This window comes from Massilia sp. DD77, from assembly GCF_036961685.1.
Taxonomy (GTDB): Bacteria; Pseudomonadota; Gammaproteobacteria; order Burkholderiales; family Burkholderiaceae_D; genus Telluria.
Window position 1 is genome coordinate 105,980 of the sequence record NZ_JBAMDH010000001.1, and the last position, 23,494, is coordinate 129,473.

Here is a 23,494-nt window from a genome sequence, read left to right on the forward strand (position 1 = left end):
AAATTCTACACGGTCGTACTAAAAGTGGAAACCGGCGGTCCGGCGCGGCGGGGAGCAAGCCAGGCGCCGGCCTTGGTGGCATCCTAGTGGCCCTGGGCCAGGGTGGTGGCGGCGGCGCGCTTGGACAGCTGGACCGGTTCGCCCTTGAGGTGGCGCAGGGCCTGGGCCAGCTGGAAATCGTCGTCGCTGCCGTAGTCGACCGGCTTGCGCAGGCGCGCCTCGGCCAGCAGGCGCATCTGCTCCTCGATGTCTTCCTCGCGGGTCGCCACTTCCTTGTCGCGGTCGTTCGACAGGTGGCGCTCGAGGTCGGCCTCGCGCATGCGCAGCGCGTTCAGGCCGTCGCCGTCGGCGGTCTCGTCGACCGGGAAGTCGGGCACGATGCCGCGCGCCTGGATCGAGCGCCCGGCCGGGGTGTAGTAGCGCGCCGTGGTCAGCTTGACGGCGGCGTCGCGCCCGATCGGGCGGATGGTCTGGACCGAGCCCTTGCCGAAGGTCTGGCTGCCGAGGATGGTGGCGCGCTTGTAGTCCTGCAGGGCGCCGGCCACGATTTCCGAGGCCGAGGCCGAGCCGGTGTTCACCAGCACCACCATCGGCAGGGTTTTGTAGACGGGCGGCAGGCTGGCCAGCGGATCGGCGCCGCTGCGCAGCATGTAGAACTCGGGACGGCCGTAGAAGCGCTGCTTGGAGTCGGCCAGCTGGCCGTTGGTCGAGACGATCTCGGCGTCCTTCGGCAGGAAGGCGGCCGCCACCCCGATCGCGCCCTGCAGCAGGCCGCCCGGGTCGTTGCGCAGATCGAGCACCAGGCCCTTCATGTCGGGGTTCGCGCGGTACAGGGCCTGCAGCTTGGCCGCCATGTCGTCCACGGTCGGTTCCTGGAACTGGGCGATGCGCAGCCAGGCGTAGCCGGGCTCGATCATCTTCGCCTTGACGCTCTTCTGGACGATCTCGCTGCGCGTGATGGTGAAGCGCAGCGGCGCCGGCGCGTCCTTGCGCGCGATGGTCAGGGTGACCTGGGTGCCCGGTTCGCCGCGCATGCGCTTGATCGCCTCGTCGATCGGCACGCCCTGCACCGGGAAGCCGTCGATTTGCGTGATCAGGTCGCCTTCCTTGATGCCGGCGTGGTAGGCCGGCGAATCCTCGATCGGGGCGACGATCTCGACGTAGCCGTCCTCGCTTTCGGAAATCTCGATGCCGAGGCCGACGAAGCGGCCCTCGGTGCCTTCGCGCAGTTCGCGGTAGGCGCGCGGGTCGAGGTAGGCGGAGTGGGGGTCGAGCGAGGCCACCATGCCGGAAATCGCTTCCGACAGCAGGGCCTTGTCCTCGACCGGCTCGACGTAGGTGGACTTGATGACGCCGACGACGTCGGCCAGCTGGCGCAGTTCGGCCATGGGCATGGCTTCCTCGACCGGCTTGTAGGCCAGGGCCGAGAACTGCATCGAAAACGCGACGCCGGCAAGCGCGCCAAGGCCGACGAGACAGGAATTCTTGAATGTGGAGCCCATGGGTCACCCGTTGTGGCTGCGCGCGTCGATGAAGCTGCTGCTTTTTTGCCGCCGCACACCCCTGAGGTAGCGCAAGCCCAGTATAAACCTGTTCATCGGCGCGTTGCGGGCGCAAGCGCAAACATGCGTGCGGACAGCGCTCTTTTTACGAGCGTAAGCAATTGTAAGAGTGCAAGCGGACGGGAGGAACGCCGCCTTATAGTCATTACCAGTTTTTCTCTCTCTCCACTCTTGAAGTGGTCTTTGCCCACGGCCCCCTCCGTGGGCTTTTTTCTGCCTGGATTGTACCTGCCGTGGCGCCAGGCCAGTCCTCGGCATCTGGGCTTGTTGTCACGCCCCAACACATGCATATGCGAAAAACGCGGCCTCGCGTGTATCGAAAAGTAAAAAAAATTTAATCCCGGTCGCCGCCTGTTTCTCAACAGCTAGAATGGTCTTTCGCCCGCGCGCCGCTTGCGCGCCACGGCATGCTATCGAAGATCAAGAACGCGAATGAATACATATGTTTCCCTGGCTTGCGCGGCGCTGCTTGGTGCCGCCCTGCCTGCCGGCGCGGCCGGCCAGGACAGCCAGGCCCCCGCGGGGCCGCAGCAGCCGCAACGAGCGCAACAGAACGCCGGCCAGAATGTCGGCCAGAGCGCGCCCCCCGCAGCCGACGACAAGCTGCAGCAAGTGACGATCAGCGGCAGCCGCGCCAACGACATCGACCAGCGCCGCCTGTCGACGGCGTCGAAGATGATCTTCGGCCGCGAGGAACTGGACCGCAACGGCGACAGCAATGTCGGCGAGATCCTCAAGCGCCTGCCGGGCGTGACCATGGGCGGCCCGCCGGGCCGCGGCGGGGGCGGGGTGCGCATGCGCGGCATGGGCAACGGCTATACCCAGATGCTGGTCAACGGCGAGCGTCCGCCGCCGGGCTTCTCGCTCGAATCGCTGCCGCCCGACCAGGTCGAGCGCATCGAGGTGATCCGCGGCCCGGTCGCCGAACACAGTACCCAGGCGATCGCCGGCACCATCAACATCGTGCTGCGCGAAGGCTACCAGCAGAAGGACATCCAGTTCCGCCTCAGCGACAGCGTGTCCGGCGGCCTGCATTCGCCCGACGTGTCGCTGGCGATGCCGGGCAAATCCGGCCGGTTGAGCTGGCTCACCAACGTGATGCTGCGCCAGGGCCGCAACGAGAACGCGAGCACGACCTACGACCGCACCGAACGCCGCGACGGCAGCCTCGACAGCGAACAGCTGCTCGAGGGCCGCAGCGACGCGCGCTCCAAGGGCCTGCACGCCTCGCCGCGCTTCACGTATACCTTCGACGACAAGGACACGCTCACGGTCCAGCCCTTCCTGGGCCTGAACCGCAACGACTCGCGCCTGGACAACACGGTCACGCGCCTGGGCGGCGAGCCGGACTACGCGCGCCTGGACCAGGTCTCCGATTCCGAGTCCACCTTCGGGCGCGTGTTCGGCAACTGGCTGCACCGCATGGACGGCGGCGCCAAGCTGGACGTCAAGTTCGGCGCGGGCGGCGCCAACAGCGAGAACAGCAGCCTGCGCCGTACCTACGGCTTCGCGGGCGAGCCGCTGCGCGTGTTCAACGACCGCGGCGACACGCGCTTTCGCGGCGCCAGCACGGGCGGTAAATACACCTCGCCGATCGCCAAGGGTCATCTGCTGGCGATCGGCTGGGACGTCGAGGCCACGCGCCTGAAGCAGGTGCAGGTGGCCGAAGACGACGGCAGCCCGCTGTACGAGGAATCGGGCGCCAACCTGGCCGCCAACCAGCGCCGCATCGCGCTGTTCGCCCAGGACGAATTCGACATCACCGAGCGCTGGTCGGCCTACCTGGGCCTGCGCTGGGAAGGCATCCGCACGGCCAGTTCAGGGACTGCCAACAGCGTGAAGAACGAGAGCCGGGTCTGGAGCCCGGTGCTGCACACGGTCTGGCGCATCCCCGGCAAGGACAAGGACCAGGTGCGCGCCAGCCTGACGCGCAGCTACCGCGCCGCGCCCCTGAACGACATGATCGCGGCGCCGACCATCTCGGCCGACAATTCCTTCGTGCGTCCCGACCGCAGCGGCAACCCGGACCTCAAGCCGGAACTGGCGACCGGCATCGACCTGGCCTACGAGCACTACATCGGCCGCACGGGCATCGTCTCGGCCAGCGGCTTCGTGCGCGATGTCGACGACCTGATCCGCCGTGCCGTGAGCGAGGTCCCGACCGCCCAGGGCCCGCGCTGGATCTCGCGCCCGGTCAATATCGGCAAGGCGAGGACCAGCGGCATCGAGCTGGAAGCCAAGTTCCAGCTCTCCGACCTGATGGCCGACGCGCCCGCCGTGGACCTGCGCGCGAACTACAGCCGCTTCTGGAGCGACGTCGAAGACATCCAGGGGCCGCACAACCGCCTGGAAGGGCAGGCCGAGCAGACCGCCAACCTCGGCGCCGACTGGCGCCTGAAGGGCCTGCCCCTGACCCTGGGCGGGAGCCTGAACTGGACCCCGGACTATCTGGTTCAGGTCAGCAACGAGGAACTGGCCTTCACCGGTTCCAAGCGCCAGCTCGACCTGTTCGCATTGTGGAAATTCTCCGCCATGACCCAGGTCCGCCTGTTCGGCAACAACCTGCTGTCGCAGGACTACGACACGGCGCGCAGCGTGAGCCTGCCGGAAGTATTGACGAGCACCCGATCGCGCACTTATGCAACAGTCGGCCTGCGCCTGGAGACGAAACTGTGATCCAGTCCATGGCCGTATGCTACATTTTCCGGCTGCACCAGCCGACTACCCCCAGCAAGTGAGGACCACCCCGTGAAGCGACACCTTCTGAGCACCCTGACCCTGTCCATCCTGACCGCCTTCGCCACCACGGCGGCGGTCGCGGCGGACAACGCGCCGGCAAAACCGGCGGCGGCAGCAGCGATCTCCGGCATCGACACCCAGTTCATCGACGCCAGCGTGCGTCCGCAGGACGACTTCTTCACTTACCTGAACGGCAAGTGGCTGAAGAGCACCGAGATCCCGGGCGACAAGGCGAGCTGGGGCACCTTCATGAAGCTGCGCGACGACACCACGCCGCAGCTGCGCGCCATCATCGAGGCCGCGCAGAAGGACCCGCAGGCGAAGAAGCAAGGCAGCGAGACCCAGAAGATCGCCGACCTGTACGCGAGCTTCATGGATGAAGCCAGGCGCGAGACCCTGGGCTACAAGCCGCTCACCGGCGAGCTGGCCCGCATCCGCGCGCTGAAGGACAAGAAGGCCCTGCCGGGCCTGGTCGCCCACCTGGCGAAGATCGGCGTGGCTTCGCCCTACGGCGTGTTCGTCAGCCAGGATGCGCGCGCGTCCACCAAGTACGCCACCTATATCGGCCAGAGCGGCCTGGGCATGCCGGACCGCGACTACTACCTGAAGCTGGACGACAAGCGCATGGCCGCCACCCGCGCCGCCTACGAGGAGCACGTCGGCAAGATCCTGGCGCTGGCCGGCGAGAAGAACGCCGCAGCCCAGGCCAAGGCCATCGTCGACTTCGAGACCGAGCTGGCCAAGGTGCAGTGGACCAAGGTCGAGAACCGCGACCCGGTCAAGCGCTACAACAAGATGACGGTCGCCGAGCTGGCCAAGCTGGCGCCCGGCTACGACTGGAAGGCGGCGCTGGCGGCCGCCGGCGTGGCCGGCAAGGCCGACTACGTGATCGTGTCCCAGCCGAGCTACCTGGCCGGCTTCGACGCCGTGCTGGCCAAGACCGAGCTGGCCACCGTCAAGTCCTACTTCGAATGGCAGCTGCTGCGCGAGTACGCGCCCTACCTGTCGAAGGCCTTCGTGGACGAGAACTTCGCCTTCTACGGCACCGCCCTGACCGGCGTGACCGAGCAGCGCCCGACCTGGAAGATCGGCGTCTCGACCGTCGAGGGCGCGCTGGGCGAGGCGCTCGGCAAGCTGTACGTCAAGGAGCACTTCCCGGCCGAGCGCAAGGCGCGCATGGAAGAGCTGGTGAAGAACCTGCTGCTGGCCTACAAGGAATCGATCGACACTCTCGAGTGGATGAGCCCCGAGACCAAGAAGGAAGCCCAGGCCAAGCTGGCCAAGTTCACCCCGAAGATCGGCTATCCGGACAAGTGGCGCGACTACTCGGCGCTGTCGGTGCGCGGCGACGACCTGGTCGGCAACGTGATGCGCGCCTCGACCTATTCGTACAACCGCAACATCAACAAGCTGGGCAAGCCGATCGACCGCACCGAATGGGGCATGACGCCGCAGACCGTGAACGCCTACTACCGCAGCACGACCAACGAGATCGTGTTCCCGGCCGCGATCCTGCAGCCGCCGTTCTTCGACATGCGCGCCGACGACGCCGTCAACTACGGCGCGATCGGGGCCGTGATCGGCCACGAGATCGGCCACGGCTTCGACGACAAGGGCAGCCAGTCGGACGGCGACGGCAACCTGCGCAACTGGTGGACCGAGCAGGACCGCGCCGCCTTCAAGGCGCGCACCGACAAGCTGGTGAGCCAGTACAACGGCTTCTCGCCGCTGCCGGGCTATCACGTCAACGGCGAACTGACCCTGGGCGAAAACATCGGCGACAACGCCGGCCTGTCGATCGCGCACAAGGCTTACAAGATCTCGCTCAAGGGCCAGCCTGCGCCGGTCATCGACGGCCTCACCGGCGACCAGCGCTTCTTCATGGGCTTCGGCCAGGTGTGGCGCTCGAAGATGCGCGAAGCCCAGCAGATCAACCAGGTCAAGACCGACCCGCACTCGCCGGGCCAGTTCCGCGCCAACGGCACGGTGATGAACATGCCGGGCTTCTACGAAGCCTTCGGCGTGAAGGAAGGCGACAAGATGTACCTGGCGCCGAAGGATCGCGTGACGATCTGGTAAGCTAGCGCAGCAGGACAGGGCCGGGACCACAAGTTCCGGCCTTTTGCATATAACAACAACCTCAACACGGAGAGACGCATGAAACGACACATCCTGAGCGCCGCGGCGCTGGTTCTGGTAGCCTCGCTGGCCCAGGCCGAATCGGGCGGCGCGGCCAAGAGCGGCGCCAAGGCCAGTACCCTGGCATCGGGCATCGCCCTGCAATACGTCGAGCCTTCGGTGCGCCCGCAGGACGATTTCTTCGAACACCTGAACGGCAAGTGGCTCAAGACCGTCGAGATCCCGGCCGACAAGTCGAGCTGGGGCGCCTTCCACCAGCTGCGCGAGGACACCCTGCCGCAGCTGCGCGCCATCATCGAGAAAGCCGCCGCCACCAAGGGCGCGAACGGCTCCGAAGTGCAGAAGATCGGCGACTTCTACGCCAGCTACATGGACGAGGCGCGCCTCGAGCAGCTGGGCATCACCCCGTTGAACGGCGAGCTGGCGAAGATCGCCGCCGTCAAGGACAAGGCCGAGCTGCCGGCCCTGTTCGCCCGCCTGGGCCGCCTGGGCGTGAATACCCCCTTCGTCTTCTACATCCACCAGGACGCCAAGGATTCGACCAAGTACGTGGCCGACCTGTACCAGGCCGGCCTCGGCATGCCGGACCGCGACTACTACCTGAAGCAGGACGACGCCAAGCTGGCCGACATCCGCGCCAAGTACCAGCAGCACGCCGAGAAGATGCTGGCCCTGGCCGGCGACAAGAACGCCGCCGCCAACGCCAAAGCCATCGTCGAGCTGGAAACCGAACTGGCCAAGGTCCAGTGGACCAAGGTCGAGAACCGCGACCCGGTCAAGACCTATAACAAGGTCGAACTGGCCAAGCTGGCCGAGCTGGCGCCGGGCTACGACTGGCAGTCCTGGCTGGCCGCCTCCGGCCTGAAGGGCAAGGCCGACTACCTGATCGTCAGCCAGCCGAGCTATGTGAAGGGCTTCGCCGAGGTCCTGAACCGCATGCCGCTCGAGACCTGGAAGACCTACCTCCAGCTGCACCTGGTGGAAAGCTATGCCAACTACCTGTCGAAGGCCTTCGTCGACGAGCGCTTCGCCTTCAACGGCACCACCCTGTCGGGCACCCCGCAGCTGGAAGCGCGCTGGAAGCGCGGCGTCTCGACCCTGGAAGGCAGCCTGGGCGAAGCGGTCGGCAAGCTGTACGTGAAGGAGCACTTCCCGGCCGAGCGCAAGGCGCGCATGGAAGTCCTGGTCAAGAACCTGCTGGCCGCCTACAAGTCCTCGATCGACACCCTCGACTGGATGAGCCCGGCGACCAAGAAGGAAGCCCAGGCCAAGCTGGCCAAGTTCACCCCGAAGATCGGCTACCCGAACAAGTGGAAGGACTACTCGGCCCTCAGCGTCAAGCGCGAGGACCTGGTCGGCAACGTGATGCGTTCGCGCGAAGTGGAATACAACCGCGAGCTGAACAAGCTGGGCAAGCCCATCGACCGCGACGAATGGGGCATGACGCCGCAGACCATCAACGCCTACTACAACCCGGAACTGAACGAGATCGTGTTCCCGGCCGCGATCCTGCAGCCGCCGTTCTTCGACGCCAAGGCCGACGACGCGGTCAACTATGGCGGCATCGGCGCCGTGATCGGCCACGAGATCAGCCACGGCTTCGACGACCAGGGTTCGCAGTACGACGGCGACGGCAACATGCGCAACTGGTGGACCGAGGAAGACGGCAAGAAGTTCGCCGAGAAGACCAAGGTCCTGATCAGCCAGTACGCTGGCTACAGCCCGCTGCCTGGCTATAACGTCAACGGCGAACTGACCCTGGGCGAGAACATCGGCGACAACTCGGGCCTGGCGATCGCCTATAAGGCCTACAAGCTGTCGCTGAAGGGCAAGAAGGCCCCGGTGATCAACGGCTTGAGCGGCGACCAGCGCTTCTACATGGGCTGGGGCCAGGTATGGCGCACCAAGATGCGCGAGCCGGCGCAGATCGCCCAGATCAAGACCGACCCGCACTCGCCGGGCCAGTACCGCGCCAACGGCACCTTGAAGAACCAGCCGGGCTTCTACGAAGCCTTCGGCGTGAAGGAAGGCGACAAGATGTACCTGGCGCCGAAGGACCGCGTGATCATCTGGTAATCCGGAATCTCCGGACGTGAAAAGGGCCGCGCAAGCGGCCCTTTTTTGTTCCCGCGCCGGCGGCGAAGCCGCCAACCCTGGCGCGTCACGCCGCCTGGCGCGCGCCCACCGCCGTGCCGCGCTTGCGCGCGAGCAGGCGCGAGAACAGCTCGAGCTGGCCGTTGGTGGTGTCGTCCCAGCTGAAGCGCTCGGCGTAGCGGCGGGTCGCCGCGTGGTCCGGGTAGCTGGCGCGCAGCGCCATCACGGCCTTGGCCAGCTTCTCGGGGGTGCGGTCTTCCATCAGCACGCCCGCCTCGGGGGCGGCCACCACTTCCGGCGTGCCCCAGACGTTGCTGGCGACTACCGGGGTGCCGCAGGCCATCGACTCGAGCAGCACGTTGGCCCAGCCTTCGCGGCTCGAGGCCAGCACCATGGCGTCGCAGGCGTTGTAGTAGCGCTTCAGCTCGGGCTGGGCCACCGGGCCGAGGAAGGTCACGCGGTCCTGCACGCCGGCTTCCTGGGCCACGCCCTGCAAGTACTTGAGTTCCGGGCCGCGGCCGGCGATCAGGAGCTTCACGCCGGGCAGCATGGTGAGAGCGCGGATGGTCAGGTCGTGCGCCTTGCGCGGGTCCAGCGCGCCGACCGAGATCAGGGTGAAGCCCTCGATGCCCAGCTCCGCGCGCGCCTGGGCGCGGTCGAGGGGCGCGAAGCGCTGCAGGTCGACCCCGTTGCGCAGCGGGGTGATCAGCTCCGGGGCCACGCCCAGGCCGACCATTTCGTCCTTCAGCGCATTGCAGACGGTGATCATGCCGTCCGCGTTGGCTGCGGCCCACAGGATCTGGTCGCGCGGACGCTTGAACTGCGGGATCAGGTTGATGTCGGTGCCGCGCGCGGTGATCACCACCGGCTTGTTGAAATACTTGCCCAGCTTGACCGCCGCCACGCCGTCCGGATAGAAGTAGTGGGCGTCGATGAGGTCGAAATCGTAGCCCTCGTCGATGATGCGCCCGATCACCGGCTTGACGGCGGCCGCCATCATCGACGGCGCCAGGCTCATGCCGACCTTCGGGATCAGGAGGTAGCGCGGGTGCTGCACATGGATGCCGTAGCGTTCTTCCTCGGCCGGCACCTGGGCGAAGGCCGCGTAGTCGCCGAAGCGCGGATTGGCCGAGGGGAACCAGGGCACCGGGGCCACCACCCGCGACTCCACCTTGCCGCTGGCCAGCAAGTACCTGAGCCGCGTCTCGACGAAAATCCCGTGGTTGGGCCGGACGGTGTTCGGGAAAAGCGTGCTGAAGGTCAGAAGTTTCATGGGGAAATCGTCAAAGGCGGGGTGTAGTACGAGCGCAACTGCTTGTAGTCAAACAAAAGATAGGTGTTGCACGATATTTCATTTCTCCGCAATACTCAACCGAATCGTAGGAAATTTGCAATATAATAATTTCTATTCGTTACAACACTTGCTAACGGACATCATCACGATGATCCTGGAACCCGACGGAATCGTTGTGTTTCTTAAAAGCATGAGCATCGGTCCGCTTACTTTCGTCTCCCGCCCCCGGGCGCCAACACTCAGAACACTCTCATGAAAATTTCAGTCATCGGTACCGGTTACGTCGGCTTGGTTTCCGGGGCATGCTTCGCCGACGTCGGCAACCATGTCCTGTGCGTCGATATCAACGCATCGAAGATCGCGATGCTCAACGACGGCATCATCCCGATCCATGAGCCGGGCCTGGACAGCATGGTGACCAGCAACGCCGCGGCCGGCCGCCTGCGCTTCTCGACCAGCTACGACGACGCCGTCACCCATGCCGAGGTGATCTTCCTGGCGGTGGGCACCCCACCGGACGAGGACGGCAGCGCCGACCTGACCCACATCCTGGAAGCGGCGCGCAACATCGGCCAGCGCATCGTCAAGCCGGTGGTGATCGTCGACAAGTCGACCGTGCCGGTCGGTACCGCCGAACTGGTGCGCCAGGCGATCGCCGGCGAAGTGGACAAGCGCGGCGTGCAGGTCGCCTTCAACGTGGTCAGCAACCCGGAATTCCTGAAAGAGGGCGCCGCCATCGGCGACTTCATGCGCCCGGACCGCATCGTGGTCGGCAGCGACGACCAGGACGCCACCGCCCTGATGCGCCAGCTGTACGGCCCGTTCAGCCGCAACCACGAGAAGCTGGTGGTGATGGACGTGCGCAGCGCCGAGCTGACCAAGTACGCGGCCAACGCCATGCTGGCCACCCGCATCAGTTTCATGAACGAGCTGGCCAACCTGGCCGAGCTGCTGGGCGCCGACATCGAAGCCGTGCGCCAGGGCATCGGCATGGACCCGCGCATCGGTTCCCAGTTCCTGTACGCCGGCATGGGCTACGGCGGCTCCTGCTTCCCCAAGGACGTCAAGGCTTTGATCAAGACCGCGGGCGACCACGACCAGCGCCTGCACATCCTGGAAGCGACCGAGCGCGTCAATGACCTGCAGAAGAACGTCCTGTACCGCAAGGTCTGCCGTTTCTTCGGCGGCGCGGAAAACCTGCGCGGCAAGACCATCGCCCTGTGGGGCCTGTCGTTCAAGCCGAACACCGACGACATGCGCGAAGCGCCGAGCCTGGTGCTGATCCGCGCCTTGTTCGAAGCCGGCTGCAAGGTCGCCGCCTACGATCCGGTGGCGAGCAAGGAAGCCCAGCGGGTCCTGCTGGCCGAGCATGGCGAGCGCGCCTGCGGCGAACTCCTGAGCCTGGTGAACTCGGCCGAGGATGCGGTGCGCGGCGCCGACGCCCTGGTCCTGGTCACCGAATGGAAGGAATTCCGTTCGCCGGACTGGCGCTTCCTGGCCGAGAACCTGTCCGCGCGCGCCGTGTTTGACGGCCGCAACATCTACGATCCGCTCACCGTGGCGGGCGCCGGCCTGGCCTACGAAGGCATCGGCCGCGCCGTCAAGGCGGAGGCGGCGTGAGCGCTCCGCAGACGATCCTGGTGACCGGCGCCGCCGGCTTCGTCGGCAGCCATGTCGCCGCGCGCCTGGCCGCGATGGGACACCGGGTGGTCGGTTGCGACAATTTCAACGATTACTACGATCCGCAGCTCAAGACCGACCGCGTGGCGGCGCTGCTGGCGCCGGCCGGGGTCGAATGCGAGCGCATCGACATTGCCGACGGCGCACAGCTGCGCGCGCTGTTCGAGCGCGTGCGCCCGCAGCTGGTGGTGCATCTGGCGGCCCAGGCCGGCGTGCGCTATTCGCTGCAGAACCCGGAGGCCTATATCCAGTCGAACCTGGTCGGCTTCGGCAACATCCTCGAAGCCTGCCGCCATCACAAGGTGGAGCACCTGCTGTACGCGAGCAGCAGCAGCGTCTACGGCAGCAACGCCAAGGTGCCGTTCAGCGAGGACGACCGGGTCGACGAGCCGGTCTCGCTGTATGCCGCCACCAAGAAGGCCAATGAGCTGATGGCCCACTCGTACAGCCATTTGTACGGCTTCCCGGCCACCGGCCTGCGCTTCTTCACGGTGTACGGCCCCTGGGGCCGGCCGGACATGGCGTATTTCAGTTTCACCGAGAAGATCCTGCGCGGCGAGAAAATCCCGGTATTCGCGGAAGGCAAGCTCACGCGCGACTTCACCTACATCGACGACATCGTGGAAGGTGTGGTGCGGCTGCTGTTCAAGCCGCAACCGGAAGCGGCGGGCAAGGTGCGCCATGCGGTGTTCAACATTGGCAACAACCAGCCGGTGATGGTGCTGGACTTCGTGCGTACCCTCGAGCGCGTGCTGGAGACCCAGGCCGTGCTCGACTTCCAGCCGATGCAGGCCGGCGACGTGCCGGCCACCCACGCCGACACCAGCCGCCTGCAGGAATGGGTGGGCTACAAGCCGGCCACGCCGCTGGAGACGGGCTTGACGCGCTACCGCGACTGGTACCGCGGCTGGCGCGGCTGAGTTAGCGGCAGCCGGGCAAAAAAAAGCGTTGCCGCAGTTGCGGCAACGCTTTTTTCATGTCGGCGTGCTTCTTCTATTAGAGCGCGGACTCGTAGGCGCCGACGTCGAGGACCTTCACCAGCGGACGGGTGTTGCCGTTGGCGCTGTGCAGGTACTGGGCGACAGGCTTGAGCGAGACGCCGCTCGGCGAGGTGCCCGGGGTGGAGGCCGCATTCACCACCATTGCATTGGCGGTCGGACGCAGGTCCCAGGCGGCGCGGTTGACGAAACCCGGAGCGAGCGAACGGTAGTTGGTCTTCTGCACGGCGCCGACCTGGTTGGTGATGGTGCCGGTGCCGCCCAGGATGTTGTTCTGCAGCAGGACCTTCTTGGTCACGCCCGAACCGACCATCACGAAGTTGCCGCGTACGCTGTCGTCGTTCAGGAAGGTATTGTTGATCACGTACAGGTCGTGGCCAGGGTTGCTCGCGCCTTCCTCGCCGTAGGCCACCATGTTCGGGTTGCTGTGCGCAGCCGGCTGGTGGATCACGTTGCCGATGATGTAGGACGTGCCGGCGTTCGGCAGGTCGATCTCGTAGCTCGGCTTGCCGCTGGCGGTGGTGCCGGTCTGGCCCGCCGCGGTGCTCGAGAAGCGGTTGTAGACGATGGTATTGACCAGGGCGCGCGACTTCAGGTTGTGGCCGACGTTGGCGTCATGCGAGTAGTTGTAGCGGAAGGTCAGGCTGGCGACCTTGCCGATGTAGACATTGTGGGTCTGGCCGGTGCCGCCGCCGTTGTGGCCGAACTCGCTCTTCTCGATCAAGATCTTGCTGCTGGTGTTGGCCCCGCTCAGGATGCCGTTCTGGTTGTCGTGGATGAAGCTTGAGCGCAGGGTGAAGTTGGTGCCCTCCAGGCGCAGGGCCGCACCGTTGGCGTCCGGCACTTTCGCGCCCAGCATCTCGACGTTTTCAACCACGACATTGTTCGCCTGGACGACCCAGGTGCCCTTGCCGAGAGCGTTCTTGCCGGCGGCGTCGATCTTCGGACGGCCGTTCACACCACGGATGGTCAGGGTCTTGGTGATGGCGCAGACGTCGCCGCTGTAGGTGGTGTTGCCGGTAATCTGGATCAGGTCGCCTGCTGCCGCTGCCGCGAAGGCGCGGCACGGGGTCGCGTAGGTCTTGCCGGGGCCGACTTCACGGGTGGCGGCGTGGGCGGGCAGGACGGCGGCGGCGGACAGGAGGACGAGGGTGGAGCGGAGAGCGACGTGCATGGGGTTTCCTTTGAGCTGAATGAATGTGTCTTGAGGAAATTTCCTGCGAAACATTTGACCAGCATAACTCCTGCTCGGCGGAAAATACGTAACGAGTTGTAACAGGAAAATGCTTGGTCTACGTAAATTCGGTCGTTTCCATAGGGAAGTGGCGATAGGAAAAATTTTTCAAATAGTGCGCATCGTGTCGCTAATTCGCGTCATTTTGCATGCAACATCGCTGCTCAACATTGCCTTGCCTATAACCAAAAGTTTCTAATTGCAAGTTCGATCTTGCTCGTGCAATCAGCTGGAGGCATCCCAAGCGCTGGTTCGGACAATGGTTCGACAGCCCGGACTCGTCCATAAAAAAAGCCGCCCGGAGGGGCGGCTTTGGGGCAATCATTCGCGGATTAGCGCGGGATGATGGCGAACTGCGGCTCTTTCGCGTAGTCCGGCTTGACGGTACGCGACATGAACTTGGTCCATGCTGCCGCGCCCGCGGTGCCGCCGGCGTCCTGGGCGTAAGCTACGGCCGGCTGCATGTTCGACGGATATCCGGTCGGGATCGACGAGTAGCCCGTCATTTCGCCGGTCTTCAACTTCAGCACGGTTGCCATCGCGGCGCTACCGCATTGCAGCTTCAGGAAGTCCGCGTTGAAGTCCTTGGTGTCGCTCTTGGCGAAGGCTTCACCGATGGTGCTGTACACCGGCGAGGTTGCGCTATCGCGCAGCACCATCGTGTACATCGCGGCGCGGATGTAGCAGGCGCCGGCGCCGGTCAGGCGCTGGACCGGGAAGCCCACTTTCCACTTCAGCAGCGGGACTGCCTTGGTATAGCCGAGTTCAGCGGTGTGACCGATGGCCGAGGTGAAGAAGTCGTCCATCCACGGAGCCAGCGAAGTCTTGCTGTAATAGGTGATCGCGTAACCGTTGACGATCGCGCCCAGCTTGTTGGCCGAGGCGTTGTTGCTGTAGGTCGCGTTGTACCAGTCCAGGTTGCTGTCCAGGATACGGTTGAAGTGCGACTTCAGGCGATCGTTGTCCGGCGTGATGTAAGCCGCTTCCGCCAGGGTACGCAGCGACCATGCCTGGCCACGCACCTGTTCCGGCTGGACCAGGCCCTTGATGTTCTGGCGGTAGCTCGGATGCGACTGGAACACGTTGTACATGCTCCAGAACTGCAGCTCTTCCAGGTAGTAATGGTCGCCAGTCACCAGGTAAGGCAGGTAGGCGAAAGCCGGCTGGTGCGACACGTCGTGGGTGTACGGGGTCTTGCACACGGTCGTCTTGTCGCAGAGCGGGAAGGCTTCGTACTTGCCGGTCGCCGGGTTCTTGGTGTCGGTCGGACGGGCCATGATGGTCATGTACGGATAGTCGATCAGGCTGATCGGCTGGCCGGTGTTCTTGTCGCGGTAGTGGGTCGACCAGCTGCCCGCCAGGTCGGCGGTGCCCAGCGTGGCTTCACGCATGCGGCGGTCCATGCTCAGCAGGTACATCGCGCCCCAGTTCGGCAGCAGGCCGATATCGCCGCGGCCGCCGGTGGTCGGCATGTAAGCGATCGCCATGCCAAGGCCCATCGGTGCACGGTTCGATGCGAGCCAGCGCTTTTCCTGGGCCACGATGGCGGTTTCAGGAACTTTCAGCGAGGTGTCGAAGTTCGGCAGGGCGCGCGAACCGACCAGGTAGGCGATGTTCTGCTTGACGTTCAGGGTCGGCGCGGCGCCGGTCGACCAGAAGGTCTGGCGCCAGCGGGCATGGTGCAGGTGGGTCAGGGCCGGCTTGGTGAACACGGCCTTGCCGCTCACCATGACTTCGGCGTCATAGGTGAAGTTCTGCGGATTGGCTTCGTACGCCCAGCTGTTTTCCAGGGTCACGTCGACACGGGCCTTCTTGGCCGCTTCGTACCAGCGCACGGCGAAGCGCGCGCTCAGGTGCGGGTGGGCCACGCCGCTGCTGGTTTTCAGCGGGGCGGTGACCAGCCATTCGCTGGTGGTCGGGCCAGCCAGCCAGGTGGTGGCCTTGCCGGCCTTGATCAGTTCGTCGGCCGAGGCGGTATAGCGCACGCCGCCGATGGTGGCGCTGACGGAGGCGGTGACGCCGTTCGACAGCATCGAGCTTGCCGACGGGGTGGTCGCGGCAGCGGCGGTACCGTTGGGCACCAGTTCCATGGTGCGGGTCTGGCCGGCGCCCAGGGTCGGCAGCACGGCCGAGATCACGGCGTGGCGCACCGAACCGTCCGGGTGGGTGGCTTTCACGTCGACCTGCAGGGGCAGTGCGCTGCCATCGTCGAGACGGCCGGCCAGGGCCGTGCCCTTGGCCAGGTGACCGACGGCGAAGACTTGGCCGAAGGTGACCGGGACATTGTTCTGTGCAACGGTGGCGCTGGTGTTTTCCAGGCGCACGTTGGTGATCGCGGCGGCGGTAGGCGCCGGGGTCGTGGTGGCGGTGCTGGTGGTCGGCGCGGTCGGGGTGGTGGTCACCGAGCGGCCCGAATAGATGCTACCAGCGGTAGCGTTGCTGCCTCCAAAGGCAACGAGGACGGCGCCGCACAGGGTGGTGGAGAGAGTGCGTGCTGCCAGAGTATTCAGTCGGGATTTCATTTCGAACCTTCCAGAAGTTGCCATGACGAATTATTTTCCGTCACGAAAGAATCTGAAGGTTACGCCAAAGCAAAAGAGATTCCCACTGGAATTCACATTTGTCTGCAAACTTTCGCCCAAATACAACACAACATTATCCTGCTTTTAACGAATATTATTTGCATGTAAATCGTTTGCTTGACATTTTTCTCTTGAATATTTATTAGGGGTAGGACCCAAACGGCACCATCGAGCGGCCAGTTTGTTGATACAGTTCAACTATTCCCCTGCCCTGGGCATGCGCGCTGCATGCCCGGCTAGGCTGCGACTTGCTCGTCCGCGGCAGCTGGACGCCGGCGCGTGGTCGCTCGGAAACCTGCAGCAGGCAGGCCATGGCGCGCACTCTTCGATCCTTGCTGCATGCGGAAGGGGGCGTGACCAGGCATGCCGGTTCCCACGGCAGCAGCGGCAGCGCAAAAAAAAAGCCGCCCGGAGGGCGGCTTTGGTGCAATCACTTGCGGATTAGCGCGGGATGATGGCGAACTGCGGCTCTTTCGCGTAGTCCGGCTTGACGGTACGCGACATGAACTTGGTCCATGCTGCCGCGCCCGCGGTGCCGCCGGCGTCCTGGGCGTAAGCCACGGCCGGCTGCATGTTCGACGGATATCCGGTCGGGTTCGACGAGTAGCCCGTCATTTCGCCGGCCTTCAGGCCCAGCACGGTGCCCATCGCGGTGCTGCCGCATTGCAGCTTCAGGAAGTCCGCGTTGAAGTCCTTGGTATCGCTCTTGGCGAAGGCCTGGCCGATGGTGCCGTAGACCGGCGAGGTTGCGCTATCGCGCACCACCATGGTGTACATCGCGGCGCGGATGTAGCAGGCGCCGGCGCCGGTCAGGCGCTGGACCGGGAAGCCCACTTTCCACTTCAGCAGCGGGACTGCCTTGGTATAGCCGAGTTCAGCGGTGTGACCGATGGCCGAGGTGAAGAAGTCGTCCATCCACGGAGCCAGCGAAGTCTTGCTGTAATAGGTGATCGCGTAACCGTTGACGATCGCGCCCAGCTTGTTGGCCGAGGCGTTGTTGCTGTAGGTCGCGTTGTACCAGTCCAGGTTGCTGTCCAGGATACGGTTGAAGTGCGACTTCAGGCGATCGTTGTCCGGCGTGATGTAAGCCGCTTCCGCCAGGGTACGCAGCGACCATGCCTGGCCACGCACCTGTTCCGGCTGGACCAGGCCCTTGATGTTCTGGCGGTAGCTCGGATGCGACTGGAACACGTTGTACATGCTCCAGAACTGCAGCTCTTCCAGGTAGTAATGGTCGCCAGTCACCAGGTAAGGCAGGTAGGCGAAAGCCGGCTGGTGCGACACGTCGTGGGTGTACGGGGTCTTGCACACGGTCGTCTTGTCGCAGAGCGGGAAGGCTTCGTACTTGCCGGTCGCCGGGTTCTTGGTGTCGGTCGGACGGGCCATGATGGTCATGTACGGATAGTCGATCAGGCTGATCGGCTGGCCGGTGTTCTTGTCGCGGTAGTGGGTCGACCAGCTGCCCGCCAGGTCGGCGGTGCCCAGCGTGGCTTCACGCATGCGGCGGTCCATGCTCAGCAGGTACATCGCGCCCCAGTTCGGCAGCAGGCCGATATCGCCGCGGCCGCCGGTGGTCGGCATGTAAGCGATCGCCATGCCAAGGCCCATCGGTGCACGGTTCGATGCGAGCCAGCGCTTTTCCTGGGCCACGATGGCGGTTTCAGGAACTTTCAGCGAGGTGTCGAAGTTCGGCAGGGCGCGCGAACCGACCAGGTAGGCGACGTTCTGCTTGACGTTCAGGGTCGGCGCGGCGCCGGTCGACCAGAAGGTCTGGCGCCAGCGGGCATGGTGCAGGTGGGTCAGGGCCGGCTTGGTGAACACGGCCTTGCCGCTCACCATGACCTGGGCGTCATAGGTGAAGTTCTTCGGATTGGCTTCGTACGCCCAGCTGTTTTCCAGGGTCACGTCGACACGGGCCTTCTTGGCCGCTTCGTACCAGCGCACGGCGAAGCGCGCGCTCAGGTGCGGGTGGGCCACGCCGCTGCTGGTTTTCAGCGGGGCGGTGACCAGCCATTCGCTGGTGGTCGGGCCAGCCAGCCAGGTGGTGGCCTTGCCGGCCTTGATCAGTTCGTCGGCCGAGGCGGTATAGCGCACGCCGCCGATGGTGGCGCTGACGGAGGCGGTGACGCCGTTCGACAGCATCGAGCTTGCCGACGGGGTGGTGGCCGCAGCGGCGGTGCCGCTGCGCACCAGGTCCATGGTGCGGGTCTGGCCGGCGCCCAGGGTCGGCAGCACGGCCGAGATCACGGCGTGGCGCACCGAACCGTCCGGGTGAGTGGCTTTCACGTTGACCTGCAGCGGCAGGCTGCTGCCATCGTCGAGACGGCCAACCAGGCCCGTGCCCTTGGCCAGGTGACCGACGGCGAAGACTTGGCCGAAGGTGACCGGGACATTGTTCTGTGCAACGGTGGCGCTGGTGTTTTCCAGGCGCACATTCGTGATCGCGCCAGCGGTGGTCGGCGCAGTCGTCGTGGGGGCGGTCGGCGCGGTGGTGGTCGGCGCAGTCGGAACCGGGGTCGGGGTGGTAGTCGTCGGCGCGGTCGGGGAGGTGGTCGCCGAGCGGCCCGAGGTGGTACCGGCGGTCGCGTCGCCGCCTCCGCATGCCACGAGGACAGCGCCGCAGAGAGTGGTGGTGAGAGTACGTGCTGCCAGGGTATTCAGTCGGGATTTCATTTCAACCTTCCAGTAGTTGCTGTGACGACTTACTTTCCGTCACTCAAGAACCTGAAGGTTACGGCAAAGCAAAACAGATTCCCAGCGGAATTCACATTTGTGTTCAATATTTCGCCCAAATGCAACACAACATTACGCGAGTTTTAACGAATATTGTTTGCAGGTAAATCGTTTGCTTGCCAGTTTTGTCTTGAAGATTGACTAGATGCAAGAAAAAAGACCCGCCGGGGTGTGGCGGGCCTTTTTCGGAGATTGTTAAATTATTTGACTGCGGCAACCATGTAGTCGACGGCGGCCTTGACGTCCGCGTCCGGAGCGGTCGATCCGCCTTTCGGCGGCATCATGCCGGCCTTGCCCTGGAAGCCCTTGATCGCATGCTCGTACAGCACGGCGTCGCCCTGCTTGATGCGCGCGGCCCAGGCAGCCTTGTCGCCGAGCTTCGGCGCACCGGCGATGCCGGTGCCATGGCAGGCGACGCAAGCGGCATTGTAGGTGTTCTTGCCGGTGTCGGCGCTGGCGACTGCCGGGGCGGCCGCCGCCGGCGCAGGCGCGGCGGCAGGCGCCGCAGCTGCCGGTGCGGTGGCGATCGGGGCAGCGGTGGCAGCGTTGGCGGCGGCAGGGACCGCGGCGGCTTCGGCGGCAGGGGTGGGCGCAGATGCAGGTGCGGGCACGGCCGGCTCCTTAAAGCTGGCGCCGCTCTTGTTCGTCATGAAAACCACGGCGCGCGCCACTTCCACGTTGTCGAGGTCGGGGTTGCCGCCCTTGGCGGGCATGGCACGGATGCCTTCGATCGCATGCTTGAGCAGGGTGTCGTAGCCCTGGGCAAGACGGGCGCCCCAGGCGCCGGTGTCGCCGGTCTTGGGCGCGCCTGCGGCGCCGCTGTCATGGCAGGCCGCGCACACCGCGGCGTAGACGGCGGCGCCGGCTTGCAGCACCTTCGGCGCATTGGCGTCGACCAGGGTATAGCCTTCTTCCGCCACCGGACGCACCCGGGCGGCGACCGCTTCGGCGCTCTGGCTGTCGGTGCCGGCGCCGACCAGGCGGTCGTTGGTGGCGAAGATGACCAGCAGGATGATGCCGATAACGATGACGAGGAAAAATGCCGTGACGGCGACGATAAGTTGCTTCGGCGTCCGGATCATCGATTGGTGTTCGTTGTGTGCGTCGCTCATGATTTCCTTAATGCTATTAAAAAAACCTGCCAATCTCCGGCGCCTGCCGCGTTTCCGGCGCTTGCCGCTTCACTTCCAATGCCTGCTTTCGAGCGCGCTTCCTTGCCGGCCTGGCGGCCTGCCTCAGGACTTGCCTGGAGGCTTGCATTCCGGGCTTCACTACGTGCTTTATTGCAAACAATGCCAAACGGCCGATTATAGTCTCAAAGCTTGCTCGCTGTAATTAAAAATCAAGTCGTAGCGCGACAGTACTCATGGACGCGCGCGGCGAAAGACTGTATCCTTCGCACTCGCAGTTTTCCCAATGCGGCTGTAGCTCAGTGGATAGAGTATTGGCCTCCGAAGCCAAGGGTCGTGGGTTCGATCCCCGCCAGCCGCGCCATGCATTCCCCGTCCAGTTTCATCGGCGCCACGAATCGTCATCGGTGCTAGTAAATAATTGTTTTTCTGACACTCGTATGTTAGCGTGACGGCACCCCAACCCAGCGGGCGCTCGGCGCCTTACGTCATCATGGGCCATGCACGTCCCACCAGTTTTCCCTCCAGCGCTTCCACGCCCGCTTCCGCCGAGTCCGCCAAGCCCGCGGGGCCGATCGGCGCGCGCGTCAGCCTGAACTTTTCCTTCGCCAAGGTCGTGGCGATCTTTACCGTGGTCCTGGGTCATTTCGGGGTGCGCGACTTCGGCCTGTCGGTCTGGGTTCCCGTGACCTTCGGCCTGTTCCTGTTCGCCTTTTCGTCCGGCTATTTCACCCGCCTGCTGTACGGCGAGCAGGTGAACCGCGCCAAGTTCTGGCGCAAGAAACTCGAACGCCTGGCGGTTCGCTACTGGGTGATCCTGGCCGTGATCGCCGCGATCGTCGCCTTCAAGGGCAAGACCGTGCTGCACTGGCACAGCCTGGTGCATGCCGCCGGCATGTCCGGCGTGCTTAACTGGTTTGGGATCCGTAATCACAGCGGGCTGGGCGCCGGGCTGTGGTTCTTCACGCTGCTCCTGCTGTTCTATATTGCCTATCCTTACCTGGCGCGGATGGCTGCCCGTAAGGCGCTGGCGGTGGGCATGCTGGCGATCGGCTTCGTGCTGGCCGCCTATTTGCAGCACACGGTCCACGTCGGCCACATGCTGTGGCCGACCGCCTATGCCTTCATCGCGGGTGTGGTGTTCGGCGCCCAGGGCGTGCGCCTGCCGGCCTGGCTGGCCATGCTGGCGGCGGCCGCCTTCAGTGGCGCCATGGTCCTGCTGAACCAGCAGGGGATCAAGGAGTGGAACATCGCCCTGATCACCGCCACCAGCCTGTCGCTGGCGCTGTGGCTGGTGGTCGGCCGCGTGCCGGACTGGCCGCTCACGCGCAAGATCGCGGGGCTGGAAAAATACCTGCTCGAGATCTTCCTGATCCACACCTACCTGTTCATGCGTCCCACCACCAACTGGGGATTGAACTTCCTGCTGTCGCTGAGCCTGATCATGCTTGCGTCGGTACTGGTCGGGCGCGCCGCGGACATGCTGTCCAACGCCCTGTTCCGTCAACGGGCGGGGCGCGCCTAGGGCGCCTCGCCTGCCAGGGCGTTCAAGCCCAAGTCTCCTTATCCGACTGTTATTCAAACTACATCAGTTATGGGCGTGGAGGGCCAGCACGATTGAGTTCCGAGATGAACTTGATTTTTAGAAAATGCTAATATGACATGACAATTACTGATGAGCAGCTTATCGCCGCAAAGGGGCACGGATGCTGCCGCTGCGCGTCCTCAGGCCGCATGGCACGGTTTGCTCCACAGTCACCATGAGCTCATGAAACATTGTTTCTGAGCCAATGAAATACGTAAAATTTTGGTAACAAATTTTGTGTATTGTTGTTACTTTTCTACAAATGGATGCCTTTGGTTGAGCTCGATAGACCATCCGTGCTATAGTAAAGTTAGCATAATAGCAAAATTCAATTCTTGAACGGAACCCGATAATGAAAGCAGATGAAGTCGTCGCGGTAGTAGGACTGGGGTATGTCGGTTTGCCGCTGGCAGTAGAGTTCGGCAAAAAAGGACGAACCATCGGCTTCGACCTCTCGACCGCCAAGATCGAGAGCTACAAGAAATTCATCGACCCGGCCGGCGAGGTCTCCGTCGAGCAGCTGCAGGCCTCGCGCCACCTGGAACTGAGCACCGATGCCAGCGTGCTGGCCCAGGCCGACTACATCGTCGTCGCGGTTCCGACCCCGGTCGACATCGCCCACAACCCCGACTTCACGCCCCTGATCGGCGCCAGCAAGTCGGTCGGCAAGCACATGAAGCGCGGCGCCACCGTGGTCTACGAATCGACCGTCTACCCGGGCGCGACCGAAGAGGTCTGCATCCCGATCCTGGAGAAGGAATCGGGCCTGAAGTGGAAGCAGGACTTCCACGTCGGCTTCTCGCCGGAGCGTATCAATCCGGGCGACAAGGAACATACCCTGACCACCATCCTGAAGGTGGTCTCGGGCGACGACGAGGATTCGCTCGACCGCATCGCCAAGCTGTACGAATCGGTGGTGACCGCCGGCGTGTACCGCGCCTCCAGCATCAAGGTGGCCGAAGCCGCCAAGGTGATCGAGAACACCCAGCGCGACCTGAACATCGCCCTGATGAACGAACTGGCGATCATCTTCGACAAGATCGGCATCGACACGCTGGACGTGCTGAAGGCCGCCGGCACCAAGTGGAACTTCCTGCCCTTCCGTCCGGGTCTGGTGGGTGGCCACTGCATCGGCGTCGATCCCTACTACCTGACCCACAAGGCCGAGATGATCGGCTACCACCCGCAGGTGATCCTGGCGGGGCGCCGCATCAACGACGGCATGGCCAAGTTCGTGGCCGAGAAGACCGTCAAGTCGATGATTTCCTCGGGCTTCCACGTGAAGGGCTCGAAGGTCAACGTGATCGGCCTGACCTTCAAGGAAAACTGCCCCGACCTGCGCAACTCGAAGGTCGCCGACATCGTCCACGAACTGGAGAGCTACGGCGTGGATGTGCACGTCTACGACCCGGTGGCCGATGCCGCCGAGTCCGAGCACGAATACGGCATCAAGCTGGAAAGCTGGGACAGCCTGCCGCAGGCCGACGCCGTGATCGTCGCGGTGCCGCACAAGGAAGTCCTGGCCCTGTCGCTGACCGACTTCCAGTCCAAGCTGAACGAAGGCGGTTGCTTCATCGACGTCAAGGCGCAATTCGATCCGAAGGCGCTGCGCGAAGCCGGCTACTGCGTCTGGCGCATGTAATTGGCGCAAGGCGTGTCGCCAGCGCGGCCCAGGGCCGCACTGGCGGCCGCCATGCCGGTCCTGCCGCCTGTGATCCAGGCGT

Annotated in this window: 13 protein-coding genes and 1 tRNA gene; 8 read left to right on the forward strand and 6 right to left on the reverse strand. The window is 64.5% G+C overall.

Annotation, left to right across the window (positions count from 1 at the left end):
• Nucleotides 1–83 precede the first annotated feature (83 nt).
• Entirely contained in the window at nt 84–1,502 is a 1,419-nt protein-coding gene (locus tag V7778_RS00560) for a S41 family peptidase (RefSeq protein WP_335551414.1), read from the reverse strand.
• A gap of 492 nt (nt 1,503–1,994) precedes the next feature.
• On the opposite strand from V7778_RS00560, the gene V7778_RS00565 reads away from it, so the two are divergent.
• The 3 genes from V7778_RS00565 (at nt 1,995) to V7778_RS00575 (ending at nt 8,516) form a co-directional block, all read left to right on the forward strand.
• Entirely contained in the window at nt 1,995–4,238 is a 2,244-nt protein-coding gene (locus V7778_RS00565; RefSeq protein WP_335551415.1) for a TonB-dependent receptor plug domain-containing protein, read from the forward strand.
• 72 nt (nt 4,239–4,310) lie between these two features.
• Nucleotides 4,311–6,380 (forward strand): M13 family metallopeptidase, encoded by a 2,070-nt coding sequence (locus V7778_RS00570; RefSeq protein WP_335551416.1) that lies wholly within the window; start codon nt 4,311–4,313, stop codon nt 6,378–6,380.
• A gap of 78 nt (nt 6,381–6,458) precedes the next feature.
• Nucleotides 6,459–8,516, forward strand: coding sequence for a M13 family metallopeptidase (locus V7778_RS00575; RefSeq protein ID WP_335551417.1), 2,058 nt, complete (start codon nt 6,459–6,461; stop codon nt 8,514–8,516).
• A gap of 85 nt (nt 8,517–8,601) precedes the next feature.
• On the opposite strand, the gene V7778_RS00580 is transcribed toward V7778_RS00575, so the two are convergent.
• A complete protein-coding gene (locus tag V7778_RS00580; RefSeq protein ID WP_335551418.1) occupies nt 8,602–9,807 on the reverse strand; it encodes a glycosyltransferase family 4 protein in 1,206 nt (401 codons plus the stop codon).
• Between the two features lie 273 nt (nt 9,808–10,080).
• Between V7778_RS00580 and V7778_RS00585 the strand changes: the two genes are divergently transcribed.
• Nucleotides 10,081–11,448, forward strand: a complete 1,368-nt coding sequence (locus tag V7778_RS00585; RefSeq protein ID WP_335551419.1) for a UDP-glucose dehydrogenase family protein — start codon at nt 10,081–10,083, stop codon at nt 11,446–11,448.
• Nucleotides 11,445–12,428 (forward strand): NAD-dependent epimerase/dehydratase family protein, encoded by a 984-nt coding sequence (locus V7778_RS00590; protein WP_335551420.1) that lies wholly within the window; start codon nt 11,445–11,447, stop codon nt 12,426–12,428. Before V7778_RS00585 ends, V7778_RS00590 begins: the two co-directional genes overlap by 4 nt.
• Before the next feature lie 76 nt (nt 12,429–12,504).
• Here V7778_RS00590 and V7778_RS00595 read toward each other — a convergent pair whose 3' ends face one another.
• The 4 genes from V7778_RS00595 to V7778_RS00610 all read right to left on the reverse strand — a co-directional run bounded on the left by V7778_RS00595 (nt 12,505) and on the right by V7778_RS00610 (nt 20,167).
• Complete coding sequence (locus V7778_RS00595) at nt 12,505–13,680, reverse strand: hypothetical protein (RefSeq protein WP_335551421.1); 1,176 nt, start codon at nt 13,678–13,680, stop codon at nt 12,505–12,507.
• 392 nt (nt 13,681–14,072) lie between these two features.
• Nucleotides 14,073–16,262 carry a hypothetical protein gene (locus tag V7778_RS00600; RefSeq protein WP_335551422.1) on the reverse strand — a complete coding sequence of 730 codons (2,190 nt, stop codon included), beginning with the start codon at nt 16,260–16,262 and terminating at the stop codon, nt 14,073–14,075.
• 501 nt (nt 16,263–16,763) lie between these two features.
• The gene (locus V7778_RS00605) at nt 16,764–18,995 is read right to left on the reverse strand and encodes a hypothetical protein (RefSeq protein ID WP_335551423.1); all 2,232 of its coding nucleotides are present in this window, start codon (nt 18,993–18,995) and stop codon (nt 16,764–16,766) included.
• Between the two features lie 260 nt (nt 18,996–19,255).
• Nucleotides 19,256–20,167 (reverse strand): c-type cytochrome, encoded by a 912-nt coding sequence (locus V7778_RS00610; protein WP_335551424.1) that lies wholly within the window; start codon nt 20,165–20,167, stop codon nt 19,256–19,258.
• Nucleotides 20,168–20,473: 306 nt separating this feature from the next.
• On the opposite strand from V7778_RS00610, the gene V7778_RS00615 reads away from it, so the two are divergent.
• From V7778_RS00615 to V7778_RS00625, 3 genes are all read left to right on the forward strand, one after another.
• Nucleotides 20,474–20,549 (forward strand) — tRNA-Arg (locus tag V7778_RS00615).
• An 84-nt stretch (nt 20,550–20,633) separates the two neighbouring features.
• Nucleotides 20,634–21,710, forward strand: coding sequence for an acyltransferase family protein (locus V7778_RS00620; protein WP_335551425.1), 1,077 nt, complete (start codon nt 20,634–20,636; stop codon nt 21,708–21,710).
• Between the two features lie 412 nt (nt 21,711–22,122).
• Entirely contained in the window at nt 22,123–23,412 is a 1,290-nt protein-coding gene (locus V7778_RS00625) for a nucleotide sugar dehydrogenase (protein ID WP_335551426.1), read from the forward strand.
• The last annotated feature ends 82 nt before the right edge of the window (nt 23,413–23,494 follow it).